General features: G+C 69.7%; 18 protein-coding genes. 4 read left to right on the top strand and 14 right to left on the bottom strand.

What is annotated here, in order from left to right; genetic code table 11:
* Positions 1 to 8: 8 nt before the first annotated feature.
* From ACZ60E_RS21100 to ACZ60E_RS21070, 7 genes are all read right to left on the bottom strand, one after another.
* Entirely contained in the window at positions 9 to 899 is an 891-nt protein-coding gene (locus tag ACZ60E_RS21100) for a DUF5936 domain-containing protein (RefSeq protein WP_469442316.1), read from the bottom strand.
* Between the two features lie 13 nt (positions 900 to 912).
* A complete protein-coding gene (locus tag ACZ60E_RS21095) occupies positions 913 to 1,818 on the bottom strand; it encodes a type II secretion system F family protein (RefSeq protein WP_384812304.1) in 906 nt (301 codons plus the stop codon).
* 133 nt (positions 1,819 to 1,951) lie between these two features.
* Entirely contained in the window at positions 1,952 to 3,292 is a 1,341-nt protein-coding gene (locus ACZ60E_RS21090; RefSeq protein ID WP_453794144.1) for a CpaF family protein, read from the bottom strand.
* 42 nt (positions 3,293 to 3,334) lie between these two features.
* Positions 3,335 to 3,709: a TadE/TadG family type IV pilus assembly protein gene (locus ACZ60E_RS21085; protein ID WP_469442313.1), complete on the bottom strand. Its 375-nt coding sequence runs from the start codon at positions 3,707 to 3,709 to the stop codon at positions 3,335 to 3,337.
* On the bottom strand, positions 3,709 to 5,331 hold the full coding sequence (locus ACZ60E_RS21080) for a CpaE/TadZ family protein (protein ID WP_453794143.1): 1,623 nt from the start codon (positions 5,329 to 5,331) through the stop codon (positions 3,709 to 3,711). The genes ACZ60E_RS21085 and ACZ60E_RS21080 overlap by 1 nt, the downstream gene beginning before the upstream one ends.
* Before the next feature lie 68 nt (positions 5,332 to 5,399).
* A complete protein-coding gene (cpaB, locus tag ACZ60E_RS21075) occupies positions 5,400 to 6,113 on the bottom strand; it encodes a Flp pilus assembly protein CpaB (protein WP_384812221.1) in 714 nt (237 codons plus the stop codon).
* 110 nt (positions 6,114 to 6,223) lie between these two features.
* Positions 6,224 to 7,105, bottom strand: a complete 882-nt coding sequence (locus ACZ60E_RS21070) for a hypothetical protein (protein ID WP_469442310.1) — start codon at positions 7,103 to 7,105, stop codon at positions 6,224 to 6,226.
* A 479-nt stretch (positions 7,106 to 7,584) separates the two neighbouring features.
* Between ACZ60E_RS21070 and ACZ60E_RS21065 the strand changes: the two genes are divergently transcribed.
* Positions 7,585 to 9,273, top strand: a complete 1,689-nt coding sequence (locus ACZ60E_RS21065) for a chitinase (RefSeq protein WP_469442309.1) — start codon at positions 7,585 to 7,587, stop codon at positions 9,271 to 9,273.
* A gap of 104 nt (positions 9,274 to 9,377) precedes the next feature.
* Here the strand turns inward: ACZ60E_RS21065 and ACZ60E_RS21060 are convergent, their stop codons facing one another.
* A complete protein-coding gene (locus tag ACZ60E_RS21060; protein WP_469442307.1) occupies positions 9,378 to 10,844 on the bottom strand; it encodes an Nramp family divalent metal transporter in 1,467 nt (488 codons plus the stop codon).
* Positions 10,845 to 11,112: 268 nt separating this feature from the next.
* Between ACZ60E_RS21060 and ACZ60E_RS21055 the strand changes: the two genes are divergently transcribed.
* Positions 11,113 to 12,450 carry a M14 family metallopeptidase gene (locus ACZ60E_RS21055; protein ID WP_453794140.1) on the top strand — a complete coding sequence of 446 codons (1,338 nt, stop codon included), beginning with the start codon at positions 11,113 to 11,115 and terminating at the stop codon, positions 12,448 to 12,450.
* A gap of 104 nt (positions 12,451 to 12,554) precedes the next feature.
* Here ACZ60E_RS21055 and ACZ60E_RS21050 read toward each other — a convergent pair whose 3' ends face one another.
* The 5 genes from ACZ60E_RS21050 to ACZ60E_RS21030 all read right to left on the bottom strand — a co-directional run bounded on the left by ACZ60E_RS21050 (position 12,555) and on the right by ACZ60E_RS21030 (position 17,316).
* A complete protein-coding gene (locus ACZ60E_RS21050) occupies positions 12,555 to 13,187 on the bottom strand; it encodes a hypothetical protein (protein ID WP_469442304.1) in 633 nt (210 codons plus the stop codon).
* Between the two features lie 66 nt (positions 13,188 to 13,253).
* Positions 13,254 to 14,813: a GntP family permease gene (locus tag ACZ60E_RS21045; protein WP_384812205.1), complete on the bottom strand. Its 1,560-nt coding sequence runs from the start codon at positions 14,811 to 14,813 to the stop codon at positions 13,254 to 13,256.
* 138 nt (positions 14,814 to 14,951) lie between these two features.
* Complete coding sequence (locus ACZ60E_RS21040; protein ID WP_453794138.1) at positions 14,952 to 15,365, bottom strand: RidA family protein; 414 nt, start codon at positions 15,363 to 15,365, stop codon at positions 14,952 to 14,954.
* Positions 15,362 to 16,126, bottom strand: coding sequence for an IclR family transcriptional regulator (locus ACZ60E_RS21035; protein WP_384812200.1), 765 nt, complete (start codon positions 16,124 to 16,126; stop codon positions 15,362 to 15,364). Before ACZ60E_RS21035 ends, ACZ60E_RS21040 begins: the two co-directional genes overlap by 4 nt.
* Entirely contained in the window at positions 16,123 to 17,316 is a 1,194-nt protein-coding gene (locus tag ACZ60E_RS21030; protein ID WP_469442728.1) for a sugar kinase, read from the bottom strand. The genes ACZ60E_RS21035 and ACZ60E_RS21030 overlap by 4 nt, the downstream gene beginning before the upstream one ends.
* Positions 17,317 to 17,538: 222 nt before the next feature.
* Between ACZ60E_RS21030 and ACZ60E_RS21025 the strand changes: the two genes are divergently transcribed.
* Together ACZ60E_RS21025 and ACZ60E_RS21020 are read left to right on the top strand one after the other, a co-directional pair.
* Positions 17,539 to 18,837: an amino acid deaminase gene (locus ACZ60E_RS21025; RefSeq protein ID WP_469442301.1), complete on the top strand. Its 1,299-nt coding sequence runs from the start codon at positions 17,539 to 17,541 to the stop codon at positions 18,835 to 18,837.
* Between the two features lie 9 nt (positions 18,838 to 18,846).
* Positions 18,847 to 20,481 (top strand): N-acyl-D-amino-acid deacylase family protein, encoded by a 1,635-nt coding sequence (locus ACZ60E_RS21020; protein ID WP_469442299.1) that lies wholly within the window; start codon positions 18,847 to 18,849, stop codon positions 20,479 to 20,481.
* Positions 20,482 to 20,504: 23 nt separating this feature from the next.
* On the opposite strand, the gene ACZ60E_RS21015 is transcribed toward ACZ60E_RS21020, so the two are convergent.
* Positions 20,505 to 21,356, bottom strand: a complete 852-nt coding sequence (locus ACZ60E_RS21015) for a S1 family peptidase (protein WP_384812192.1) — start codon at positions 21,354 to 21,356, stop codon at positions 20,505 to 20,507.
* Between the last annotated feature and the right edge of the window lie 419 nt (positions 21,357 to 21,775).

Here is a 21,775-nt window from a genome sequence, read left to right as displayed (position 1 = left end):
CCCCCATCTCAACGCCCCAGGATCGAGCCGAAGTTCGTTCCCGAGCCCAGGAACATGCCCGTGGCGATGAGGATCATCGTGGCCGGGAGCATGAAGACCAGCGTGACCATCGTCGCCTTGGGGATCGTCTTCGCCGCCCGGCGGCGGGAGTTCTGGGCGTCGGTGCGGCGCATGTCCGTGGCGAGCTGGATCAGGGTGTCCGCGATCGGGGAGCCCAGCTCCTCGCCCTGCTGGAGCGCCGACACGAACTGGGCGACCTGCTCGGAGGAGTTGCGCCTGCGCAGTTCGTCGAAGGCCTGGCGGCGGCTGACGCCCATGTCCATCTGGCGCAGGGTGATGCGCAGCTCGTCCGCCCACGGGCCCTCGTAGCGGTCCGCGACCCGTTCCAGGGCCTGGCGGAAGCCGAGGCCCGCCGACACCACGACCGCCAGGACGTCCAGGAAGTCGGGGAGGGTCCGGTCGATGACCTCCTTGCGATCGCGGACCGCCTGCCAGATCAGGACGTCGGCGGCCAGCAGGCCGAACGCCAGCGCCATCACGGCGAAGAGGGGCCGGCCGTTGGAGAGGAAGATCAGGAAGAGCAGGACGCCGAAGACGCCGTACACCGCGCGGCGGGCCGCGTAGCGGTTGAGGGTCAGGCCGCCGGGGTTGCCCGCCATGTCGATGCGGCGGCGTTTGGCGTCCACGCGGCGGGGGCCCATCAGGCGCAGGACGAGCGGGGCGAAGCGCATGCCGAGGCGGTCGACGGCCGAGTCCGCCTTCGAGACGCGGGTCCCGCCGACCTCCAGCGCGAGGGCCATGTCGCCGGGGAGCTTGGCCTCCGCGCGGTACAGGCGGATGCCGAGGAGGAAGCCTCCGACGGCCAGTCCCATCAGCGCGGCGAGCAGCAGAGCCATCATCCTGGTTCCCTCCTCACACTTCGATCTTGCCGAGGCGGCGGATCACGAAGAAGCCGATCGTGTAGAGGCCCATGGCGATCAGGACCAGGGTCTGGCCCAGCGGGGAGCCGGTCACCTTGGCCAGGGCGCCCTCGTTCGAGGAGTTGATGAGGAGGAGGGAGCCGAGGCCGAGGAGGGGCACGGTGAAGGCCGTCGCGTTGACCTCGGAGAGCATCGTGCGGACCTCGCGGCGGGTCTCCTTGCGGTCCTCCAGGGTCTTGGTGAGGTTCCGCAGGGAGTTGACGACCGTGCCGCCCGCCTTGTTGGACAGGACCAGCGTGGTGACGAGGACGACGAGTTCGCGGGACGGAAGGCGTTCGGCCAGTTCACCGAGCGCGTCGTCGACCGAGCGGCCCATGGTCAGCTGGTCCGCGACCCGGGCCAGCTCCTCCCCCGCCGGGGCCTCCAGTTCCTCCGCCGCCATCGCCAGGGCCGTGCGCAGGGCGAGGCCCGCCGCCGCCGCGTTGGCCAGCAGGCGGGCCACGTCCGGGAGCTGGTTGATGAAGGCCTCGATGCGTTTCTGGCGCTGCCAGTTGAGGAAGATCGCGGCGCTCCACACGCCGACCAGGCCCGCGATGGGGCCGAAGAACGGGGCCAGGGCCGCCGCCGCGATCAGCCAGAGCGCGACGACCACGGCGGCCACGTAGGTGAAGAACTCGCCGGCCGTCAGGTCGAGTCCCGTCGCCGACAGGCGCAGCTGGATCGTGCGGCCCAGCCGGGTGCGGCGCAGCCGGCGGTCGACGGCGGCGAAGCGGCGGGCCCGGCCGGCGGCGGTGCGCAGGGGGCCGCCGCCGGAGAGTCGGTCGACGAGGGCCTGGCGCTGGGCGCGGCCGGACGCGTACGTGTGGACGCCCGCGACGGCCAGCGTGCCGCACAGCATGGTGGCGCCGAGGGCGAGGGGGACCGCGTTGTTCACGGCTCGCTCCTCTCGGTCGGGACTGCGGCGACACCGACGACAGCGGCGACAGCGGCTGCGGCTGCTGCGGCGGCGGATTCGAAGGTTCCGGTGGGTGTCATCCGATCGCCTGCCGGGTGTTGAGGACGTCGATCGCCTCCGCCACCCCGAAGGCGGGCGGCAGCGGCTCGTTGGCGACGTACAGCTTCTCCGCGACCGAGCGGGGCAGCGGGAGGTGTTCGAAGTGGCCGTGGACGACCCGGTCGGGGCCGGTGGGGCGCGGGACGAACCGGGTGACGGGCACGATGCGGAACTGTTCGCGGCCGTGCGAGACCAGCAGCGCGATCTCGGTGACCTTGCGGGAGCCGTCGGCGTGCCGGGTGAGCTGGACGACGACGTCGACCGCGGAGTTGATCTGGTCCTTGAGCGCCTCGAAGGGGATCTGCACCTCGGACATCGAGCCCAGTGTCTGGAGGCGCATCAGGGCGTCCTCCGCGGAGTTCGAGTGGACGGTCGCGAGGGAGCCGTCGTGGCCCGTCGACATGGCCTGGAGCATGTCGAGCGTCTCGCCGCCGCGGACCTCACCGACGATGATGCGGTCGGGGCGCATGCGCAGGGAGTTGCGGACCAGGTCACGGATGGTGATCTGGCCCTTGCCCTCCACGTTCGGGGGGCGGGATTCGAGGCGGATCACATGCTCCTGCTGGAGCTGCAGTTCCGCGGAGTCCTCGATGGTGATGATGCGCTCGTGGGACGGCACGAGTCCGGAGAGCGCGTTGAGGAGCGTGGTCTTGCCCGAGCCCGTACCGCCGCTGACGATGACGTTGAAACGGGCGCGGACGAACGCCGCGAGCAGCATCAGCATCTGCTCGTCGAGCGAGCCGAGACCGATCAGCTCCGGGAGCGTGTACGCGCGGGGGAAGCGGCGGATCGTGAGGGTGGGCCCGGTGAGGGCGAGCGGCGGGATGATGACGTTGACGCGTTCCCCGGTGGGGAGGCGGGCGTCGACCATCGGGTTCGACTCGTCCACGCGGCGGTTGACCGTGGAGACGATGCGCTCGATGGTCTGCATCAGCTGCTCGTTCGAGGCGAAGCGGAGCGGGAGCTGTTCCACGCGTCCGGCGCGCTCCACGAAGATGGAGTCCGGGCCGTTGACCATGATCTCGGTGATCGACGGGTCGGCGAGGAGGGGTTCGAGGACGCCCAGGCCCAGGGCCTCGTCGACGACCCTGCGGATCAGCTGGGAGCGCTCGGTGGTCGACAGGACCGGGCCCTCGCGGCTGATGATGTGCCCGAGGACGCGCTCCAGGCGTATGCGCCGTTCGGCGGCCGCGAGGCTCGACATCTCCGCGAGGTCGATCTCCTCCAGCAGCTTGGCACGGTAGACGGCGACGAGGTGTCCGTCCTCGCGGCCGGCTCCGCCCTCTTCGGGGGCGGCGATACGGGCTCGCAGGCTCATGTCTTCAACTCCTCTCGGTCGTGCGGCGGGTCGGTCGTGCGGTCAGTCGTCGGTGGGCATCGTGGCCTGGCGTTCCACCGTCACGCTCGGCAGGAGGGGGATGACGGCGGGGACCTGGAGGGTGACCGTCGCGGTGGTGAGGTCGGCGCCCTCGTCGGCCGACACGTCCGGGTTGAGCCAGCCGCTCACCGCCGCCGTCCCCGCCGCTCCCCCGTCGTCGCCCTGCGAGGCGGCCCGTGCCGCGGCCCGCGCCGCCGAACCTGCCTGGTTGATGCCGTAGCCGATCAGGCCGAGCTGGATGGCGGCCATCCCGACGAGCAGCAGGATCGGCAGGAATCCGGCGAACTCCAGCATGGAGACGCCCCGGTCGTCCCGGTCCCGTAACCGCCGCCGCAGGCGCTGCGCGAGGCGCTTCATCAGTCGTCCCCCTCCAGTGCGGCTCCGGCCGTGCCCTCGACCGTCCAGCCCGCGTCGAAGCCCGGGAAGAACAGGGGCACCTGAGCGGTCACCGTGGCCTTCATGACGGGACCCGCGACGGTGCAGTCGATCCCGGCGCCGTCCCAGGCACCCGGCAGGTGCTTCCCTCCGGCGGCGCTGCAGGCACCGCCGACGTCCCCGTCGATCGCGTACGCGGCGGTCGCGGCCCGTGCCGCCTCGTCCGCCGCGTTCCCGGCGAGGGAGTACGTGTAGCCGTACAGGGCGCACTGCCACAGGATCGTCATCACGACCAGCAGGATCGGGAACATGCCGGCGAATTCGAGGGTGACCGCGCCCCGGTCGCCGCCCTTGCGGCGCAGGGAGAGGGAGCCCCTGTCCTTGTCCGCGGAGGCCTTGCGGCGCCGGCCGCCACCGCCGCCCGCGGGCTGCTCGGCCATCAGGCCCAGCTCGCCCGCCAGCGCCCACAGGGCCTGCTTGACCGTCGAGCGGGCGTCCAGGTCCTGCATCCGGCCCGCGTCCACGACGGACTGGAGTTCCTTGAAGGCGGCGGGGACCGTGGTGCGGACGACCTTGGTGCCGGTGACGCGTTCGACCAGGGACGGCTGTATCTCCGTACCGCGGGCGAAGCGGTTGACGACCGTGCGGGTCTCCTCCGCCTTGCGGATCTGGAGGCGGTCCCACATGCGGACCATGCGTTTGGCGGCGCGGACGGCCACGACGTCGGGGGTGACCAGGAGCAGGGCCTGGTCGGCGAGTTCGACGGCGGCGGCGTTCGCGGCGTTCAGCTGGGCGCCGCAGTCGACGACGACGAGGTCGTAGCGGGAGCGCAGGGCGCCCAGGACCTGCCGGGCGACGCGGTCGGTGATCTCCTCGCCGCGTTCGCCCTCGGCGGGGGCCAGGAGCAGGCCGAGGCCGGTGTCGTGGGCGTAGACGGCGTCCTGGAGGACGCGCGGGTTGATGTCGCTGATCGCGGCGAGGTCGGCGATGGAGCGGCGGAACTGCACGTCCAGGTACGAGGCCACGTCGCCGGACTGGAGGTCCAGGTCGAGCAGGGCGACGGAGCGGCCCGAGGCCTGGGCGGCCAGGGCGAGCTGGACGGCGGTGACGGTCGCGCCGACGCCGCCCTTCGCGCCGGTCACCGTGACGATCGAGCCGCCCGGTCCCGTGTACAGCTCGGGGGTGGCGCTGCCCAGGTGGCGGCGCATGCCGGTGGACCAGGCCGCGGCGGCCTGGACGCGTTCGGCGAGGGCGTCGTAGCCGAGCGGCAGGCCGACGATGCCGCGCGCGCCGGAGTCCATGGCCGCGGTGAGGACGCCGGTGCTGGTGTCGGCGGTGATGAGGACGACGCCGACGGCCGGGAAGCGCATGACCACGTCGCGGATGACGTCGAGCGCGGGGACCGGGCCGATCCGCTCGTGGACCAGGACGACTTCGGGCAGTTCGTCGAGGGACTCGGCGGCCAGCCGGGCCAGGGTGTCCAGCAGAGCCGTGGTGTCGGGCACCGGCGGGGCGGGTTCGGCGTCGGCGAGCTGGCTCAGGAGGGTGCTGAGGGCACGGGCCGAGTCGATGTCGCCGACGGCGGGCAGGATGCGGATGGTCATCGGCCCGACCTCGCGTGTGACGGCCTCGGGGGGACTGGGAGCACAGGCTCTGAGCGCATCATGGCCTCCTACTTGTCCTCGTCGAGGGTGTACGAGCGGTCGCCGGGGGCGACGGTGGCGTCGGCGCCGCCCGCGATCAGGGCGAGGCGGACGTGTTCGGCGAACGACTCGGCGTACGCGACGCGCTGGGCGTCCGCGGTGTCGAGGGCGAACGTGATCGGGACGGCCTCACTGGCGGTGCGGCGGCGGTCGTTGCTGGACTGGCCGGGGTCGAGCGCGGTCAGTTTGCCGACGTCGATGACGCGGGCGTTCTGCACGATGACCTTCGACTGGTCCTTGCCGTTGTCGCTCTCGTCCTTGAACGTGGCGTAGATGTTGACCCGCGAGCCCGGGTTGATCTTGCCCGCCACCCCGGTCGCCGCGTCGATCAGGATCGCGATCTCCTGCTGGCCGGCCTGCAGGGCGGGCCGGTCGACGATCATGTCCGTCTGGAGCAGCGAGCCCTTCTTCAGCTGCGTGACGGCGATCTTGCCGCGGACCTGGGAGAGCCGGGTGACCGCGGTGGCCGACAGCCACCGCTCGGGCATCGAGACCTTCTCGAACTGGTCGGCCGACAGCTCCTTGTAGGGCGCGATGTCGTCCTTCAGGCGGTACGCCGCGACCTCGGGGCCGACCTTCGAGTTCACGTCGCGGATCACCGAGAGCACTCCGGCGAAGGCGCCCACGGCGCACAGGACCGAGAGGACCAGCAGGATGACGCCGCGGCGCTGGCGCGAGTTCACTACATCTCACCTCGTGGGGACAATGCCGAGTTCAAGGGGTATTCACCGGTAACAGGGGGTGCTGCAAGGTATTCACCGTTATTCAGGTGTACGTGCCTGCCGTGCGGGACTCACGTAGCCCCTCGGGGCAGGGCGCGTACCGAAGAGGCTGCCCGCGCGACGGCCGTCGGAAGCTCGTTCGACGAGGGCGGCGCCAACGGCGCCGCACAGAAACCGCAGCGGTCCCCGATGAGTTCGAGACCGCACCAGTGGCATTCCTCGCGCCGCACGGACGAGACCAGTTGGTAGAGCACGGACACGTCGTAGAGGCCTGCGGCGAACTCGGCGACCTTGCCCGTGCCCCACCAGCGGGCCGACTCGGCGGGCAGCGGCACGGTCGCGACCCCCTGCACGTGCCAGGCGGGGGCGAGCGTCCCGGTGAGCCAGTCGGCGGGCAGCTGCCCGGCCGCGACGAGCATCCGCGTCCCGAACTCGGGCCCGGTCAGCTCCTCCTGCCCGACACGCACCAGCTGGGGCCGCGGCGTGGCCAGTACGGCGAACTGGGCTCCCGGCACCCACGACTTGGCGTGGGACTTGAGCGAGACCGGGATCCGGTCGAGTCTGGCGACCGAGTTCAGCAGGGCGCCCGAGTAGATGTAGTGGGCGAGCAGCCGCGCGGAGGAGGCGAGCACTCCGGGGCTGAAGTCGCAGACGGAGAGCTGGCGCAGCTGCTGGGCGAGCAGGGCGAGACCGAGCGGCGGCAGGTCGAGGGGAAGCAGCGCGATGCGGTCGCTCTCCAGGACGGAGCGCACGGCGTGCAGCCGCCGGGTCACACCGGCCGGCGAGGAGGACGGGTAGAGCGCGATCACATAGCCGTGCTGCTCGATGAGCGCGTGCATGGCCGTGAGGGAGGCTTCGAGGCCGTCGAGGGGCTGGACGGCGGCGGGCGGGGTCTGCCGGTCGTGCGGCGGGAGCACCAGATCGGAACTGGTGACGGCTATCGCGGTCGGCACGCTGCACACCACCCCGTTCACTGGGACGGAGTGGTCAACCGCGTCCCAGATCGCCCCTGTATCGCCCGAATGACGTCATGAATAACGCCATCAATCCCTCACGGACGGACACAACTTGCCACTGTGGCGCCCTTCCGCAACTGCACCTTATCCACGGCATGCGCCCCTCAACACCGGATCCTTGAGATCAATTCACGCAACGTGCGACGTGATCCACACAGAGTGATCCGCATCCGCCTCAACTCTGCGGCGCGGCAGGCGCGTTGGCCTCGCCAAGGGTCTTGACAACCTGATTGGTCTGGACCAGTTTGGAAAGGCGACGGTGGCCACCGTGTCAGGACCTGTTCAGCAGGTCCAGGTCCTGTCGTCACATTCCCGACGTCCGCCCGAAGGGCAGGCGGGAATGCGACGACAGGACCTGAGTCCCCTCCCGCTCCCCCACTCCCCCACCGGAGGCCCCAGTGGACCGCGTATCAGGCATGCCCAGACGCAGACGGACATGGGCCGGCGCCCTCGCCGCCGTACTCGCCGCGTCCGCCCTCTCCCTCGCCGGTGCCGGCCAGGCCTCGGCCGCGGACGTCAACAACACGAAGAACGCCGGCTACGAGTCGGGGCTCACCGGCTGGACCTGTTCGGCGGCCAGCGGCGCCACCGTCTCCTCCCCCGTGCACGGGGGCGCGGCGGCCCTGAAGGCCACCCCGGCCGGGCAGGACAACGCCCGCTGCAGCCAGACCGTCGCGGTGAAGGCCAACTCGACGTACACGCTGAGCGCCTGGGTGCAGGGCGGCTACGCGTACCTCGGCGCGAGCGGCACGGGCACGACCGACGTGTCGACCTGGACCCCGGACTCCTCGTCCTGGAAGCAGCTGACGACGTCCTTCACGACGGGCGCCAACACCACGTCCGTGACGGTCTACACCCACGGCTGGTACGGGCAGGCGGCCTACTTCGCCGACGACGTGTCCGTGTTCGGACCCGACGGGGGTGGCGGCGGTGACCCCGACCCGGTGGTCCCCGCGACCCCCGCAGGCCTGAACGTGGCCTCCACGACCTCCTCCTCCGTCTCCCTCGCCTGGAACCCGGTGTCGGGCGCGAGCGGCTACACCATCTACCGCAGCGGTACGAAGGTCTCGGCCGTCACCGGCACCTCGGCGACCGTCACCGGGCTGGCCGCCTCCACCGCCTACTCCTTCCAGGTCACCGCGACGAACACGGCCGGCGAGTCGGCGAAGTCGACCGCGGTCACCGGGACCACCAAGGCCTCCTCGGGCAACGGCGGCAACCTGCCCAAGCACGCCGTGACCGGCTACTGGCAGAACTTCAACAACGGCGCGACCGTCCAGAAGATCTCCGACGTCCCGTCCCAGTACGACATCATCGCGGTGTCCTTCGCGGACGCCACCTCCACGCCGGGGGCCGTCGCCTTCAACCTCGACTCGGCCGGGCTCGGCGGCTACACCGTCGACCAGTTCAAGGCCGACGTCCAGGCCAAGAAGGCCGCGGGCAAGAAGGTCATCATCTCGATCGGCGGCGAGCGCGGCACGGTCGCGGTGAACGACTCCGCCTCGGCGACGAACTTCGCGAACTCCGTCCACTCGCTGATGCAGACGTACGGGTTCGACGGCGTCGACATCGACCTGGAGAACGGGCTCAACGCCACGTACATGACGCAGGCGCTGCGGTCGCTGTCCTCGAAGGCCGGCTCCTCGCTGATCATCACGATGGCACCGCAGACCATCGACATGCAGTCCACGTCGAACACGTACTTCCAGACGGCCCTGAACATCAAGGACATCCTCACGGTCGTCAACATGCAGTACTACAACAGCGGTTCGATGCTCGGCTGCGACGGCAAGGTGTACTCGCAGGGCTCGGTGGACTTCCTGACCGCCCTCGCCTGCATCCAGCTGGAGGGCGGCCTCGCCCCGTCCCAGGTCGGCCTCGGCGTCCCGGCGTCGACGCGCGGCGCGGGCAGCGGATACGTCTCCCCGGCCATCGTGAACAACGCCCTGGACTGCCTCGCCAAGGGCACCAGCTGCGGCTCCTTCAAGCCGTCCAGGACCTACCCGGACCTGCGCGGCGCGATGACCTGGTCCACGAACTGGGACGCCACGGCGGGCAACGCGTGGTCGAACGCGGTGGGACCGCACGTGCACGCGCTGCCGTAGCGGCGGACGGCTTCACATTTTCGGCGCCGCACCGGTGTGTAGGCACCGGTGCGGCGCCGAGTCGTGTTCCGGCTCGTGCTGCGGCTGCGGCTGCGGCTGCGGGATCAGAAGAAGTCCGCCCACGGCTGGTCCCAGATCTGCTTCACGCACAGGACGACGAAGAGCAGGCCCGCGATCGTCAGCATGGCGTTGCTCAGGAGGCCGTTGCGCCACTCGGGGGGTGTGCGGTCGGAGTTGAGGAGCCAGACCAGGGTGAGGGCCAGGAAGGGGAGGAAGGCCGCGCCCAGGACTCCGTACAGGATGATCAGGCGGAAGGGCTGGCCCTCGAAGAGCAGGACCATGGGCGGGAAGGTCAGCCAGAGGAGGTAGGCGCGGAACGGCCATGATTTCTCGTGGGCGCCCGATGCGACTTCCTCGCCGGAGGCGGGGACGGGGGCGGAGGCAGGGGCGGGGGTTGTGGTGTCCGGGGTGTTCGGGGTGGTGCTCCGGCGGTTCGTGCGCTGTGCGGCGGATGCCGCCCTGTCCTTGCGGAAGCGTTCGACGAAGTCCGCGAACATCAGGCTCACGCCGTGCCAGACGCCGATCAGCGAGGTGAACGACGTGGCGAAGAAGCCGATCAGGAAGAACTTGGCGGTCGCCGTGCCGTACTCGTCCTCCAGGATGTCCCCGAGCTGGATCAGGCCCTTGTCGCCGCTCGCGATCGCGATGTTGGACGAGTGCAGGATCTCCGCCCCCACGAACAGCATGGCGATGACGAAGACGCCCGTCGTGATGTAGGCGACGCGGTTGTCGAGCCGCATCACCTTCATCCAGCCGGTGTTCGTCCAGCCCTTCGCGTTGACCCAGTAGCCGTACGCGGCGAGCGTGATCGTGCCGCCGACTCCGCCGATCAGGCCGAGCGTGTTGAGGATCGAGTCCTTCTCGTCGGGGAGCACCGGGAGCAGGCCCGCGAACGCCTTGCCCAGGTTCGGGGTGACGCGGATCGCCAGGTAGACCGTGACGACGAACATGACGCCCACCAGGACCGTCATGACCTTCTCGAAGACCGCGTACTTGTTGAACCAGACGAAGACCAGACCCACCAGGCCGGTCAGGATCGCCCACCACTTGAGGTCCATCACGTCCGGGAACAGCGCCTGCAGGGGCAGGCCCGACGAGGACATGGCCGCCGCGCCGTAGACGAAGCCCCAGATCACGACGTACGCCACGAAGAACCATGACGTCCAGCGGCCCAGGCTCGCCCAGCCGTCGAAGAGCGTCCGGCCGGTGGACAGGTGCCAGCGGCCCGCCGCCTCGGCGAGGGAGATCTTGACGAGGCAGCCGATCACGGCGGCCCACAGGAGGGTGTAGCCGAAGTTCGAGCCCGCGATCAGGGTGGCGACCAGGTCGCCGGCGCCCACGCCGGTCGCGGCGACCACGATTCCGGGGCCGATGTATTTCCAACTTGATTTACGAGGAGCCGGGGCGTCGTCCGGTTTCCTCACCGATGGTCCTGGTCCCGTTGTGCCGGCAGAGGGGTCAGCCGTACCGCCCGAGCCCCTGGTGTCCGCGTGTCCCGAGGTGTCCGCCATGCCGATCAAGAAAGCGTAAAGAGATCCTGGGCACAAGAGGGCGTGCGCCGATCCCCACCTGATGTGCACAGCGTGAACTGCCTGTTCGAAGGGTGGTCGAGTGGCGGGAGCGGTTCGTTTTCGGCCTGATTCCGGTGTCGGATTCCGGGCCGAGCTTGACCCGGACATGCCATGGCTCCACGATGAGCGCCACACCGCACAGCCATCCCCCGCTCCAATCCCCACATTTCCGGTGATCCCGGATTCCATGGAGAAAACAGGAGGATCCATGCGTTTTCGTGACAGACGTGGGCGGCGCTCCGCTGCTCTCGCCACGCTCCTCGCGCTGGCTCTCGCGGCGCCCGTCGCCGCCATGACCGACGCGGGAGCCGCCCCCGGCAGGGCTCCCGCCTCCGACACGGACGAGATCCGCCAGTACGAGATCCATGTGCACGGCAGCACCTCCGCCGTCCGTACGGCGATCGCGCGGACCGGCGTCTCCATCGACGAGGCCGACGAAGAGACGGTCGTCGTCTCGGGGCGCGCGTCCCAGGCGAAGGAACTGCGGCGGCTCGGGTACGAGGTCTCGTCCCTCGGCGCCGCGCCCGACCGGTCCAGCGCCGCCGACGTCGGAGTTCTCGACTTCCCCTCCGCCGACTCGCGCTACCACAACTACGCCGAGATGAACACGGAGATCAACCAGCGGCTGGCCGCCTACCCGAGCATCATGAGCAAGCGCGTGATCGGGAAGTCGTACCAGGGCCGGGACATCGTCGCCATCAAGATCAGCGACAACGTCGCCACCGACGAGTCCGAGCCCGAAGTGCTGTTCACCCACCACCAGCACGCGCGCGAGCACCTCACCGTGGAGATGGCGCTCTACCTGCTGCGAGAGCTGGGCGCCGGGTACGGATCGGACTCCCGCATCACCAACATGGTGAACAACCGGGAGATCTGGATCGTGCCGGACCTGAACCCCGACGGCGGCGAGTACGACATCGCCACCGGGGCGTACCGGTCCTGGCGGAAGAACCGGCAGCCCAACAGCGGGAGTTCCGCCGTGGGGACCGACCTCAATCGCAACTGGAACTACCGGTGGGGGTGCTGTGGCGGGTCCTCCGGGTCCACCTCGTCCGAGACCTACCGGGGCGCCTCGGCCGAGTCCGCGCCCGAGGTGAAGGTCGTCGCCGACTTCGTACGCAGCCGGGTCGTCGGCGGCACTCAGCAGATCAAGGCGGGCGTGGACTTCCACACGTACAGCGAGCTGGTGCTGTGGCCCTTCGGGTACACCACCGCGGACACCACGACCGGCATGACGCTCGACGACCGCAACGCGTTCGCCGCGGTCGGGCAGAAGATGGCCGCGAGCAACGGGTACACGGCGGAGCAGGCGAGCGACCTGTACATCACCGACGGGTCGATCGACGACTACCTCTGGGGCAGCCACAAGATCTTCTCGTACACCTTCGAGATGTATCCGTCGTCCAGTGGCGGGGGCGGGTTCTATCCGCCCGACGAGGTCATCGAACGGGAGACCTCGCGGAACCGGGACGCGGTGCTGCAGCTCCTGGAGAACTCCGACTGCATGTATCGGTCCATCGGCAAGGAGGCGCAGTACTGCGCCTGACCCGTGCCTGATCCGTGCCTGACCTGCGGTCGGCTCTGACGGAGGGAGCGGAGGTGTGGGGAACTGCGCGTTCGTTGTGGCTGGGTGCGCAGTTCCCCGCGCCCCTAGGGGGTGGGTTCCGCTGTCTTGGATTCTTCGGGTTCGGCTTCGGCTGCGGGTTCGGCCTCGGCTTCCTCGAAGTACGTGTCCAGGACCTCGTCCAGGTCCGTTTCCCACGCCTTGAAGTCGGCGCGTGACTTCGCCTCGATCTCCAGCGGGTACCAGCGGCGGTCGGGCGTGTGCACCGTGATGGTGAAACGCTTCCCGAAGCGCGGAGACTCCGTCTCCACCGCGCCGATCTCGTCCCAGCGGAACTCGGCCTCCTGGTCGTCCAGGGTCAGCCGTACGCCCTTGTGGTCCGCGATGATCTTCGCGCGGCGGTCGGAGGCCTCGAAGACCGGGGCGCCGTCGGGGGCCGGGGTCTCCTCGGGCTCACCGGACTCACCGGACTCGCCGGACTCGACCGGCTCGTCGGGCTCGGGCTTGTGCTGCTTGTCGCGCCCGGGCTTGCTGGAGGGTTCCTGTTCCTCCTTCGTCGCCACGTCGTCGGACGCCGTCCCGGAAGAGACGGCGTCCGACGGCTCCGGCTTCGCGGCGGCGGGCTCGGCGGGGCGCGGGCCCGTGATGCCGGGCACGGCCGCCGGGTCGACCGCGGCACCTTGCAGGGGCTGGATGTTGGGTCCTATGCGCTGCTCCACAGCGGGCAGTATGGTCGACGATCCTGTGTCAGGAACAGTCGGACTCCGGTTCGTCCCGCTACATCGTTATATGAAGACGCTCAGTGCCGCCGCCATCGCGAAGCCCGCCACCGACAGCACCGTCTCCAGGACCGTCCACGACTTGAGGGTGTCTCGTTCGGAGATGCCGAAGTACTTGGCGACGATCCAGAAGCCGCCGTCGTTGACGTGCGAGGCGAAGATCGAGCCGGCCGAGATCGCCATGATGATCAGTGCCAGGTGCGCCTGGGAGAGATCCTGGCCCTCCACCAGCGGGACCACGATGCCCGCCGTGGTGACGATGGCCACCGTCGCCGAACCCTGGGCGACGCGCAGGACCACCGAGATCAGGTAGGCCAGCACGATCACCGGCAGGCCCACGTCGTTGAACGTGTCCGCGAGTGCGTCCGCGATGCCCGAACCCTTGAGTACCGCGCCGAAGACACCGCCCGCGCCCACCACCAGCAGGATGTTGCCCACCGGCTTGAGGGACGACGTGGAGACCGTTTCGAGGGACTTGCGGGACCAGCCCCGCCTGATGCCCAGCAGGTAGTACGCCATCAGCAGCGCGATCGTCAGCGCGACGAAGGGGTGGCCGAAGAACTCGATGACCGAGCGGAAGGTCGACGGGTCCAGCGCGATCGAGGAGAACGTCGCGGCAAGGATCAGCAGCAGGGGTGTGCCGATGATGAGGAAGACCGTGGGGAGGGGGACCGGCTCTTCCGCGTAGTCGTCGGGGGTCGTGGTGGTGGCTACGGCTCCTGTTTCGCCTGCGGCTGCGTTGCCGGGCGTTCCCGTGGAGCGCGCTGCCGCTCGGCGGGCCGCGCGCTCCTCCGCCACGGCGGCCTTCGCCTCGTCCGCCGCCTCCAGCATGTCCTGCGGTACGGGGACGAAGAGGCGCTTGCCGATCCAGGCCGCGTACGCCCACGCTGCGAGGACGGCCGGGATGCCCACGACGATGCCCATCAGGATGACCCAGCCGAGGTCCACCTTGAACAGGCCCGCGGCGGCCACCGGGCCGGGGTGCGGGGGCAGGAACGCGTGCGTCATCGACAGGCCCGCGAGCAGGGGCATGCAGTAGAGCAGAATCGACTTGCCCGAGCGCTTGGCGGCTGCGTAGACGATCGGCGCCAGGACGAAGATGCCCACGTCGAAGAAGACCGGGATGCCGAAGATCAGGCCGGTGAGGCCCATGGCGAGCGGGGCTCGCTTCTCGCCGAAGAGGTTCAGGAGGCGGGTGGAGAGTGCCTCGGCTCCGCCCGACACCTCCAGGATCGCGCCCAGCATCGTGCCCAGGCCGATGATGATCGCCACGTGGCCGAGGATGCCGCCCATGCCCGACTCGATCATCGAGACGGACGCCGATCTCTGGACCGTGCCGAAGAGTTCCGTGACGGAGAGGCCGGCGGAGAGGCCCACGGCTATGGAGACCGCCAGCAGGGCCACGAACGGCTGGAGCCTGACCTTGATGATCAGGACCAGCAGAAGAACGATGCCCAGGGCCGCGACGGTCAGGAGTCCTGCCGTGCCGTCCAGGAGGAGGAGCAGGCCTCCCGTGTGGGGTGGGGTTTCTGGGGCTGGTGGGGCTGCTGCGAGGAGCGGTGTCATGGGGAGGGCCTCTTCTTCGGGGCAGGGTGTGGGGTGGGGCTGGGGCTTGGGGCGGGGGGTTGGGTGGGGTTTGGAGCATGTTTTTGGGCAGGGGGTATCGCCGTACGTCGTGCGGGGGTTTGTGGGGCGGCGCGCGCTCTACGCGGTCAGGACCGCCAAGGCGTCGATCTCGACCAGGAGTCCCGCGGGCAGGCCCACGTAGACCGTGGTGCGGGCCGCCGGGGGTGCGGTGAGCTTCTGGTCCTCGAAGTACTCGTTGTAGATCGCGTTCATCTCTGCGAAGTGGTCCACGTCCGTGAGGTAGACGCGGATCATCATCGCGTCGTCCCAGGAGGCGCCGCCCTCTTCGAGAATGGCCTTGACGTTGGCGAGCGTCTGGAGCGTCTGCTCACGCAGGGTCGGCCCCGCGGGCGTCGGCGGCTGGCCCTCCACCGCGGGCAGGAAGCCGACCTGGCCCGCGACCTGGAGGATGTTGCCCTTCCTGACGCCGTGCGAGAACTTGGCGGGCGGGGTGGTGTGGGTCTTGGGGGTGAGGGCGGTCTTGTCGGTCATGAGCTGTGTTCCTTCGTCGGGTTCTTGCCTGAGTACTCGGCGCTGATGGCCTCCGCGGTGCGGCGGACCAGGGGGAGCAGTGTGAGGAGTTCGTCCGCCGTGACCACTACGTTCGGGGCCGAGACGGACATGGCTGCCACTACGCGTCCGTCGGTGCCCCGGATGGGGGCGCCCACGCAGTTGATGGACTCCTCGTGGCCTCCGAGGTCGGTGGCCCAGCCCTGTTCTCTGACCTTGTCCAGTTCCCGCAGGAAGGCGGGGGCGCTGGGGGTCGAACGGGCCGTGTACATGGGGTAGTCGAGTTTCTCCGCGAAGGCTCGGCGCTCGGGGTCGGGGAGGTCCGCGAGGAGGAGCTTCGCCACGGCGGCCACCGTGATCGCTACCGGTTTGCCGATGCGGGAGTACATGCGGACCGGGTAGCGGCTGTCGACCTTGTCGATGTAGAGGACTTCGCCGTCCTCGTGGACCGCCAGGTGGACCGTGTGGCCGATATTTTCGTTGAGGCGTACGAGGTGGGGGTGGGCGATCTCGCGGACATCCAGGTTCTCCACGGCTTCCTGGGCCAGCGCGAAGAGGCGGGCGCCCAGGCGGTAGCGCTGGTCGGACTGGCGGTAGACCAGGCCGTGTTCGTGGAGGGTGCGCAGGAGCCGTAGGGCGGTGGACTTGTGGACGTCCAGGCGGTCGGCGACCTGTCCTAGGTCGGCGGGGCCCTCGGCGAGCAGCGGCAGGATGCTCAGCGCTCGGTCGACTGTCTGGCTCATGGGGTCGGTACCTCCTCCTGGGCCCGGTCTGCGGTGTTCGTCCAGCCGGGGGCGAGTCGAAGTCTCCCCCACGCGGTGTCGTCCAGTGCGGCGAGGCGGTCGGCGTGGGCGCGGGAGGGGGGTGCGGCCAGGTCTCCGGGGGTGGTGAGGGCTGCGGCGGCCATGAGGTGGCCGTGGCGGAGGCGGTGTTTCGGGGGGAGGCCGCGGAGGGTCGCCGAGAGGAAGCCCGCCGCGAAGGCGTCGCCTGCTCCCACGGGGGCTACTACGTCCACGTGGAGGGCGGGGGCCTCGGTCACGGTGTCGCCCTCGCCTGTCGGGTGGGGCGGGGGCGTACCGGGGGGTGTCCGTCCTCGGTCCGGTGCGGAACAGGGGGCTTTGGAGGGGAGGGCGGTTGACGCACCGGCGCCTGCGGGCGAACACCCCCCGGTACGCCCCCTCGCGTCCGTGGGTGGGTGCGGGTGCGGGTGCGTGGAGACTTTCGACTCGAAGACTGTGGCGCCTTGGCTGCCGTTCTTGATCACCAGGGTCCGGGGTTCCGGGAGTGCCTCTCGGATGGCTGTCGGGCCGCCTGTGATGCCCCACGCCTCCTCGGCCTCGTCCTCGCCCACGAAGACCAGGTCCGCGCCTCGGGCCAGGGTGAGGAGGGTGTCGCCCGCCGTGGTGGCGTCCGGCCAGAGCCCCTCCCGGTAGTTCACGTCGAAGGAGATCAACGGGCGGGGGGTGGCGTGGCTTGGGTGGGTGGGTTGGGCCGGGTGAGGGGCCGTGAGGGATTTCAGGAGGCTCAGGCAGGTGGTGGAGAGGGCTGCTGTGATGCCGGAGAGGTGGAGGATGTCCGTCGCTTGGAGGGTCCTGAGGTCGACCGTGGTGGGGGACATGGCTGAAGCTGCGGAGCCTGTGCGGTAGTACGCCACCTCGTGGGCGTCTGTCGCTCTGTCGCCGGCCGTGCGGAAGTAGATGCCCGTGGGGCGGGTGGGGTCGCGTTGCACGGCGGAGGTGTCCACGCCGTAGGACGCGATCGTCTCCACGAGGTGGTCGCCGAAGCCGTCCGCGCCGACCCTGCTGACCCATTTGGTGGTGTGTCCGGCGGCAGCCAGGACGCACGCCACGTTGGATTCCGCGCCGCCGATCGCGCGCTCGAACGTCGGTACGTCGGCGAGGCGGCCCGGGCGGGAAGGGAGGAACGTGACCATGGACTCGCCGAGGGTGACGACCTCCGCTGCGGCCGGAGGGCGCTGGGTGTCGTCGCGTTCGGGCGGTCCGGTGCGGGTCACGGTGGTGGGGGCTCCTGTCTCTGCCGTGGGTCTGGGCGGCTCCGTTGACCCGGCGTTGGCCGAGATGTTAGACAGCAGTAAGCGTGATACGCAATGGTCGTTGCGGAGGATGCAATGGCCTTTATCAGGGAGGCTCGCTCTATGGCCGCCGACTCCTTCTCTGCCCGTGGCAGGGAACGTCTTGCTTCGCTCGCCGATGAACCTGTCGACCATCGGTTCAAAGGTCTTCCGCCCGACGCCGAGGGGCTGACCGTCGGCGAGCTGGCCCGTGAGCGCCGCAACCTGTTCAGCGGTGGGTTCACCACGCCGTTGCTCGCCCTCTCCGCCGAGCGGCTTGAGCACAATCTGCGGCTCATGGAGACGTACGCGGAGCGGCATGGTCTTGTCTTCGCTCCGCACGGCAAGACGTCCATGGCTCCTCAGCTTTTCTGGCGGCAGATCGAGCACGGGGCCTGGGGCATCACGCTTGCCGTGCCGCATCAGGTGCGGGTGGCCCGCGCCTTCGGTGTCCAGCGGGTCTTTCTCGCGAATGAGCTGGTCGATGCGGCTGCGCTGGTGTGGGTTGCCGCCCAGTTGGACGCCGACCCCTCGTTCCGGTTCGTCTGTTACGTCGACTCCGTGCGGGGGGTCGAGTTGATGGATGCCGCGCTGCGCGGGGTCTCCTCGCGGCCCGTGGATGTCGTCGTCGAGCTTGCGGCCGGTGAGGGTGCTCGGACCGGGGTGCGGACCGAGGCCGAGTGCGGGGTCGTCGCCGACGCCGTGGCCGGTGTGTACACGCTTCGGCTGGTGGGGGTCGCGGGGTACGAGGGTGAGGTGCCGGACGCCGACCCCGAGCGGGTACGGGCCTGGCTGCGGCGGCTCACCGCCCTGGTCGTGGACTTCGACAAGGCCGGGCGGTTCGCGGGGGCGGGGCTCGACGAGATCGTGGTGAGTGCGGGTGGCAGTGCCTGGTTCGATGCCGTGGCTGATGTTTTTGCCGAGTTGCCCGAGTTGTCGTTGCCTGCGCTGAAGGTGCTGCGATCGGGTGCCTATGTCTCGCACGATGACGGGCACTACCGGGAAGTGACGCCCTTCGTACGGGTTCCTGAGGAGGGTGCTCTGCTGCCCGCCTTCCGGCTCTGGGCGCAGGTCGTCTCCCGGCCCTCGGCCGGGCAGGCCTTCGCCAACGCCGGCAAGCGCGATGCCGCGTACGACCTCGATCTGCCCGTCGTGCAGGTCGTGCGGGGGGAAGGGGGTGAGCGGCCGGCCGATGGTGTTCGTGTCGTCTCCCTGTCCGATCAGCATGCCTGGATGCGGACCGACGAGGGCGCCGCGCTGGAGGTCGGTGACTGGGTCGGGATGGGGCTCTCGCATCCCTGTACCTCGTTCGACAAGTGGCAGTTGATTCCTGTGGTGGAGCAGGACGGCACCGTCGTCGACTACGTCCGCACCTACTTCTAGGAGCTCGCCATGCTGGATCTCGTCATCCGTGACGTGGACGTCGTCGACGGCAGCGGAGGCCCGTCCTTCCGGGCCGACGTGGGGATCGAGGGCGGCAGGATCACGACCGTGGTGCAGGAGGCGGCTGCCGCCGGGTGTCTGCGGCCCGTCGCCCGGCGGGTGGTGGACGCCGAGGGGCTCGTACTGGCTCCGGGGTTCATCGACATGCACGCCCACAGCGATCTCGCCCTGCTGCGGGACCCCGATCACAGCGCCAAGGTGGCCCAGGGGGTCACGCTGGAGGTCATCGGGCAGGACGGGCTGTCGTACGCCCCCGTGGACGACCGCACGCTCGCCGAGGTGCGCCGCGCGATCACCGGCTGGAACGGCAGCGGGGACGACATCGACTTCAGCTGGCGCTCGGTGGGGGAATATCTCGACCGCCTGGACCATGGGTTCGGGGGTGAGGGGATCGCCGTCAACGCCGCCTATCTGATTCCCCAAGGTGCTGTGCGGATGCTCGCCGTCGGCTGGGACGACCGGGAGGCTACGCCCGAAGAGCTACGGCGGATGCGTCAGTTGGTCGCCGACGGGATGCGCGAGGGCGCGGTCGGCATGTCGTCGGGGCTCACGTACACCCCCGGCATGTACGCCAAGGACGCCGAGCTGACCGAACTGTGCCGGGTCGTCGCCGAGTACGGCGGCTACTACTGCCCGCACCACAGGTCGTACGGCGCCGGCGCCCTGGACGCCTACCGGGAGATGGTGGAGCTGACCCGTGAGGCCGGATGCTCACTCCATCTCGCCCACGCCACCATGAACTTCGGCGTCAACAAGGGGAAGGGGGGTGACCTGTTGGCGCTGCTCGATGAGGCGCTGGCCGGTGGGGCGGACATCAGTCTTGATACGTATCCGTACACGCCCGGGTGTACGACTCTTGTGGCGATGCTGCCCAGTTGGGCGAGTGAGGGCGGGCCGGAAGCCATCCTGGCCCGGCTGAGGGATGAGGGGGCGGGCGGGGCGGCCGAGCGGATCCGGCACCACATGGAGGTGGTGGGGGCGGACGGGTGTCATGGCGTGCCCATCGAATGGGACACCATTGAGATTTCGGGTGTCGCCGATCCGGCACTCGGGTCCTACGTGGGGCGGACCATCCAGGAATCCGCGGACGCGCGGGGCGAGGCGCCGTGGACGACCGCGCGTCGGCTGCTGCTCGACGACGGCCTCGGGTCGACGATCCTCCAGCACGTGGGCCACGAGGAGAACGTGCGGACGATCATGCGGCATCGCGTGCACACCGGTGGTTCGGACGGCATCCTGCGCGGTGACAAGCCGCATCCGCGGGCGTACGGCACCTTCCCGCAGTACCTCGGGCGGTATGTGCGGGAGTTGGGTGTGCTGAGTCTGGAGGAGTGTGTCGCCCATCTGACGTCGCGTCCGGCGGCGCGGCTGCGGCTGCCCGACCGCGGGCTCGTGCGGGAGGGGTACCGGGCGGACCTGGTTCTCTTCGACCCGCAGACGGTGGCCGCCGGTTCGACCTTCGAGGTCCCGCGTGCGCTGCCGACCGGTATCCCGCACGTGCTGATCGACGGGCGGTTCGTCGTCGAGGACGGGCGGCGGACGGATGTACTGGCGGGGCGGGCGGTCCGCCGTACCACTGGCTGACCGCCCGCTCGTCGGCCGACCGGTTACGGCTTGGGCAGGGTGCAGCCGCTGGCGTTCAGGTCGAGTTTGCTGTCCAGGCCGAAGCAGGCGGGTATCTGGTAGGTCTCCTGGCCGTAGTTGATGCCCGCGCGGACGGTGACGGTGCCGTTCTCGTCCACCTCGCAAGGGTTGTTGTCGGTGCAGCGTCCGCCGTCCTCGTTGCCGGTGTTGTTGACGGCGACGACGTTGCCGGTGGCGTTGTCGACCACGGGTGAGCCCGAGGTGCCGCCGATGGTCTGGCAGGCGGAGGTGTAGCGGACCGAGTCCTTCCAGGTCCAGGCACCCTCCTTCAGGCGGTAGGCGAAGCCGTCGACGTTGCAGGCGTACGTGCGCTTCCAGTAGCCGGAGACGACCGTGATGGCGGTACCGGCGACCGGGTGCGTGTCGTTGAGGGTCAGCGGGCTGATGCCGTACGAGGTCTTGATCGCCCCGTAGGTGGTGGTGAGCTGGTAGAGCGAGACGTCCGTGTCGGTCATGGTGGCGTATGCGATCTTGCTGGCGCGCAGGGTGGCGACGCGGGTGCCGGCGGAGTTCAGCAGGCCGAAGGTGCGGGTGGAGGCCTGGTCGACGATGACTTCGCCGGCCGCGGGGAAACCGGTCTCCAGGCAGTGGCCGTTCGACATCACCAGCGCCGGGTCGTCGTCCTCGGAGTCGGGGAAGCGCACGACGGAGCCGGAGCAGTTGCTGAGCGAGACGGTGCCGGCGAAGGTGACGGCCTGGATGGCCGCGGGCGCCTTGGTTTCGGTCGTCGTCTCCGTGGCGGCCACCGCCGGTGCTGCCAGTCCGGTCCCTGTGATCATCAGGGCGCCGAGCGCGGCAAGGAGAGGCTTTTTCATGTGGGGGGTCCCCTCTTGTGACGTGAGCGGCCGAAGATCTTCCGGCCACTTCCCGTTTTTGTCATGCGCATTCTTAGCGCCCACCCCCACCCCGACAAGAACCCATTTCCAGCCGCCGAGTGTGCGCACCGGGGCCCGCGTCCTGCGGGTGGGTGGAGGCCGGCCCCGGGCGCTTTTCAGGGGCGCGGGGAACGGCGCGGGCGACGCCAACCGGGCCAAGGGTGAAAACAGACGCGCACCCCCACCCCCCAAGGGGCGCGGGGAACGGCGCGGCCCACCCCCACCGACCCGCACCCGACATACGACAGCCACCTCCACCCCCTAAGGGCTCGTAAAGAATCAACACGTTGCTTCACGGTCTCTGCGTCGTTGGTGTGGTATGCGCATACCGAGCGAGGTCCGCAATCAACTCGCCCTGA

It is taken from the genome of Streptomyces sp. NPDC102514, assembly GCF_055584525.1.
This window is presented reverse-complemented; position numbering and strand designations above follow the sequence as displayed.

Excerpts from the sequence above, each read along its gene's own strand:
- ACZ60E_RS21100 (WP_469442316.1), bottom strand. The coding sequence starts at position 899 with ATGATGGCTCTGCTGCTCGCCGCGCTGATGGGACTGGCCGTCGGAGGC.
- ACZ60E_RS21060 (WP_469442307.1), bottom strand. The coding sequence starts at position 10,844 with ATGGCGGACACCTCGGGACACGCGGACACCAGGGGCTCGGGCGGTACG.
- ACZ60E_RS21065 (WP_469442309.1), top strand. The coding sequence starts at position 7,585 with ATGCCCAGACGCAGACGGACATGGGCCGGCGCCCTCGCCGCCGTACTC.
- ACZ60E_RS21055 (WP_453794140.1), top strand. The coding sequence starts at position 11,113 with ATGCGTTTTCGTGACAGACGTGGGCGGCGCTCCGCTGCTCTCGCCACG.
- ACZ60E_RS21080 (WP_453794143.1), bottom strand. The coding sequence starts at position 5,331 with ATGACCATCCGCATCCTGCCCGCCGTCGGCGACATCGACTCGGCCCGT.
- ACZ60E_RS21030 (WP_469442728.1), bottom strand. The coding sequence starts at position 17,316 with ATGGTCACGTTCCTCCCTTCCCGCCCGGGCCGCCTCGCCGACGTACCG.
- ACZ60E_RS21015 (WP_384812192.1), bottom strand. The coding sequence starts at position 21,356 with ATGAAAAAGCCTCTCCTTGCCGCGCTCGGCGCCCTGATGATCACAGGG.
- ACZ60E_RS21035 (WP_384812200.1), bottom strand. The coding sequence starts at position 16,126 with ATGAGCCAGACAGTCGACCGAGCGCTGAGCATCCTGCCGCTGCTCGCC.
- ACZ60E_RS21090 (WP_453794144.1), bottom strand. The coding sequence starts at position 3,292 with ATGAGCCTGCGAGCCCGTATCGCCGCCCCCGAAGAGGGCGGAGCCGGC.
- ACZ60E_RS21020 (WP_469442299.1), top strand. The coding sequence starts at position 18,847 with ATGCTGGATCTCGTCATCCGTGACGTGGACGTCGTCGACGGCAGCGGA.
- ACZ60E_RS21085 (WP_469442313.1), bottom strand. The coding sequence starts at position 3,709 with ATGAAGCGCCTCGCGCAGCGCCTGCGGCGGCGGTTACGGGACCGGGAC.
- ACZ60E_RS21095 (WP_384812304.1), bottom strand. The coding sequence starts at position 1,818 with ATGCTGTGCGGCACGCTGGCCGTCGCGGGCGTCCACACGTACGCGTCC.
- ACZ60E_RS21025 (WP_469442301.1), top strand. The coding sequence starts at position 17,539 with ATGGCCGCCGACTCCTTCTCTGCCCGTGGCAGGGAACGTCTTGCTTCG.
- ACZ60E_RS21040 (WP_453794138.1), bottom strand. The coding sequence starts at position 15,365 with ATGACCGACAAGACCGCCCTCACCCCCAAGACCCACACCACCCCGCCC.
- ACZ60E_RS21045 (WP_384812205.1), bottom strand. The coding sequence starts at position 14,813 with ATGACACCGCTCCTCGCAGCAGCCCCACCAGCCCCAGAAACCCCACCC.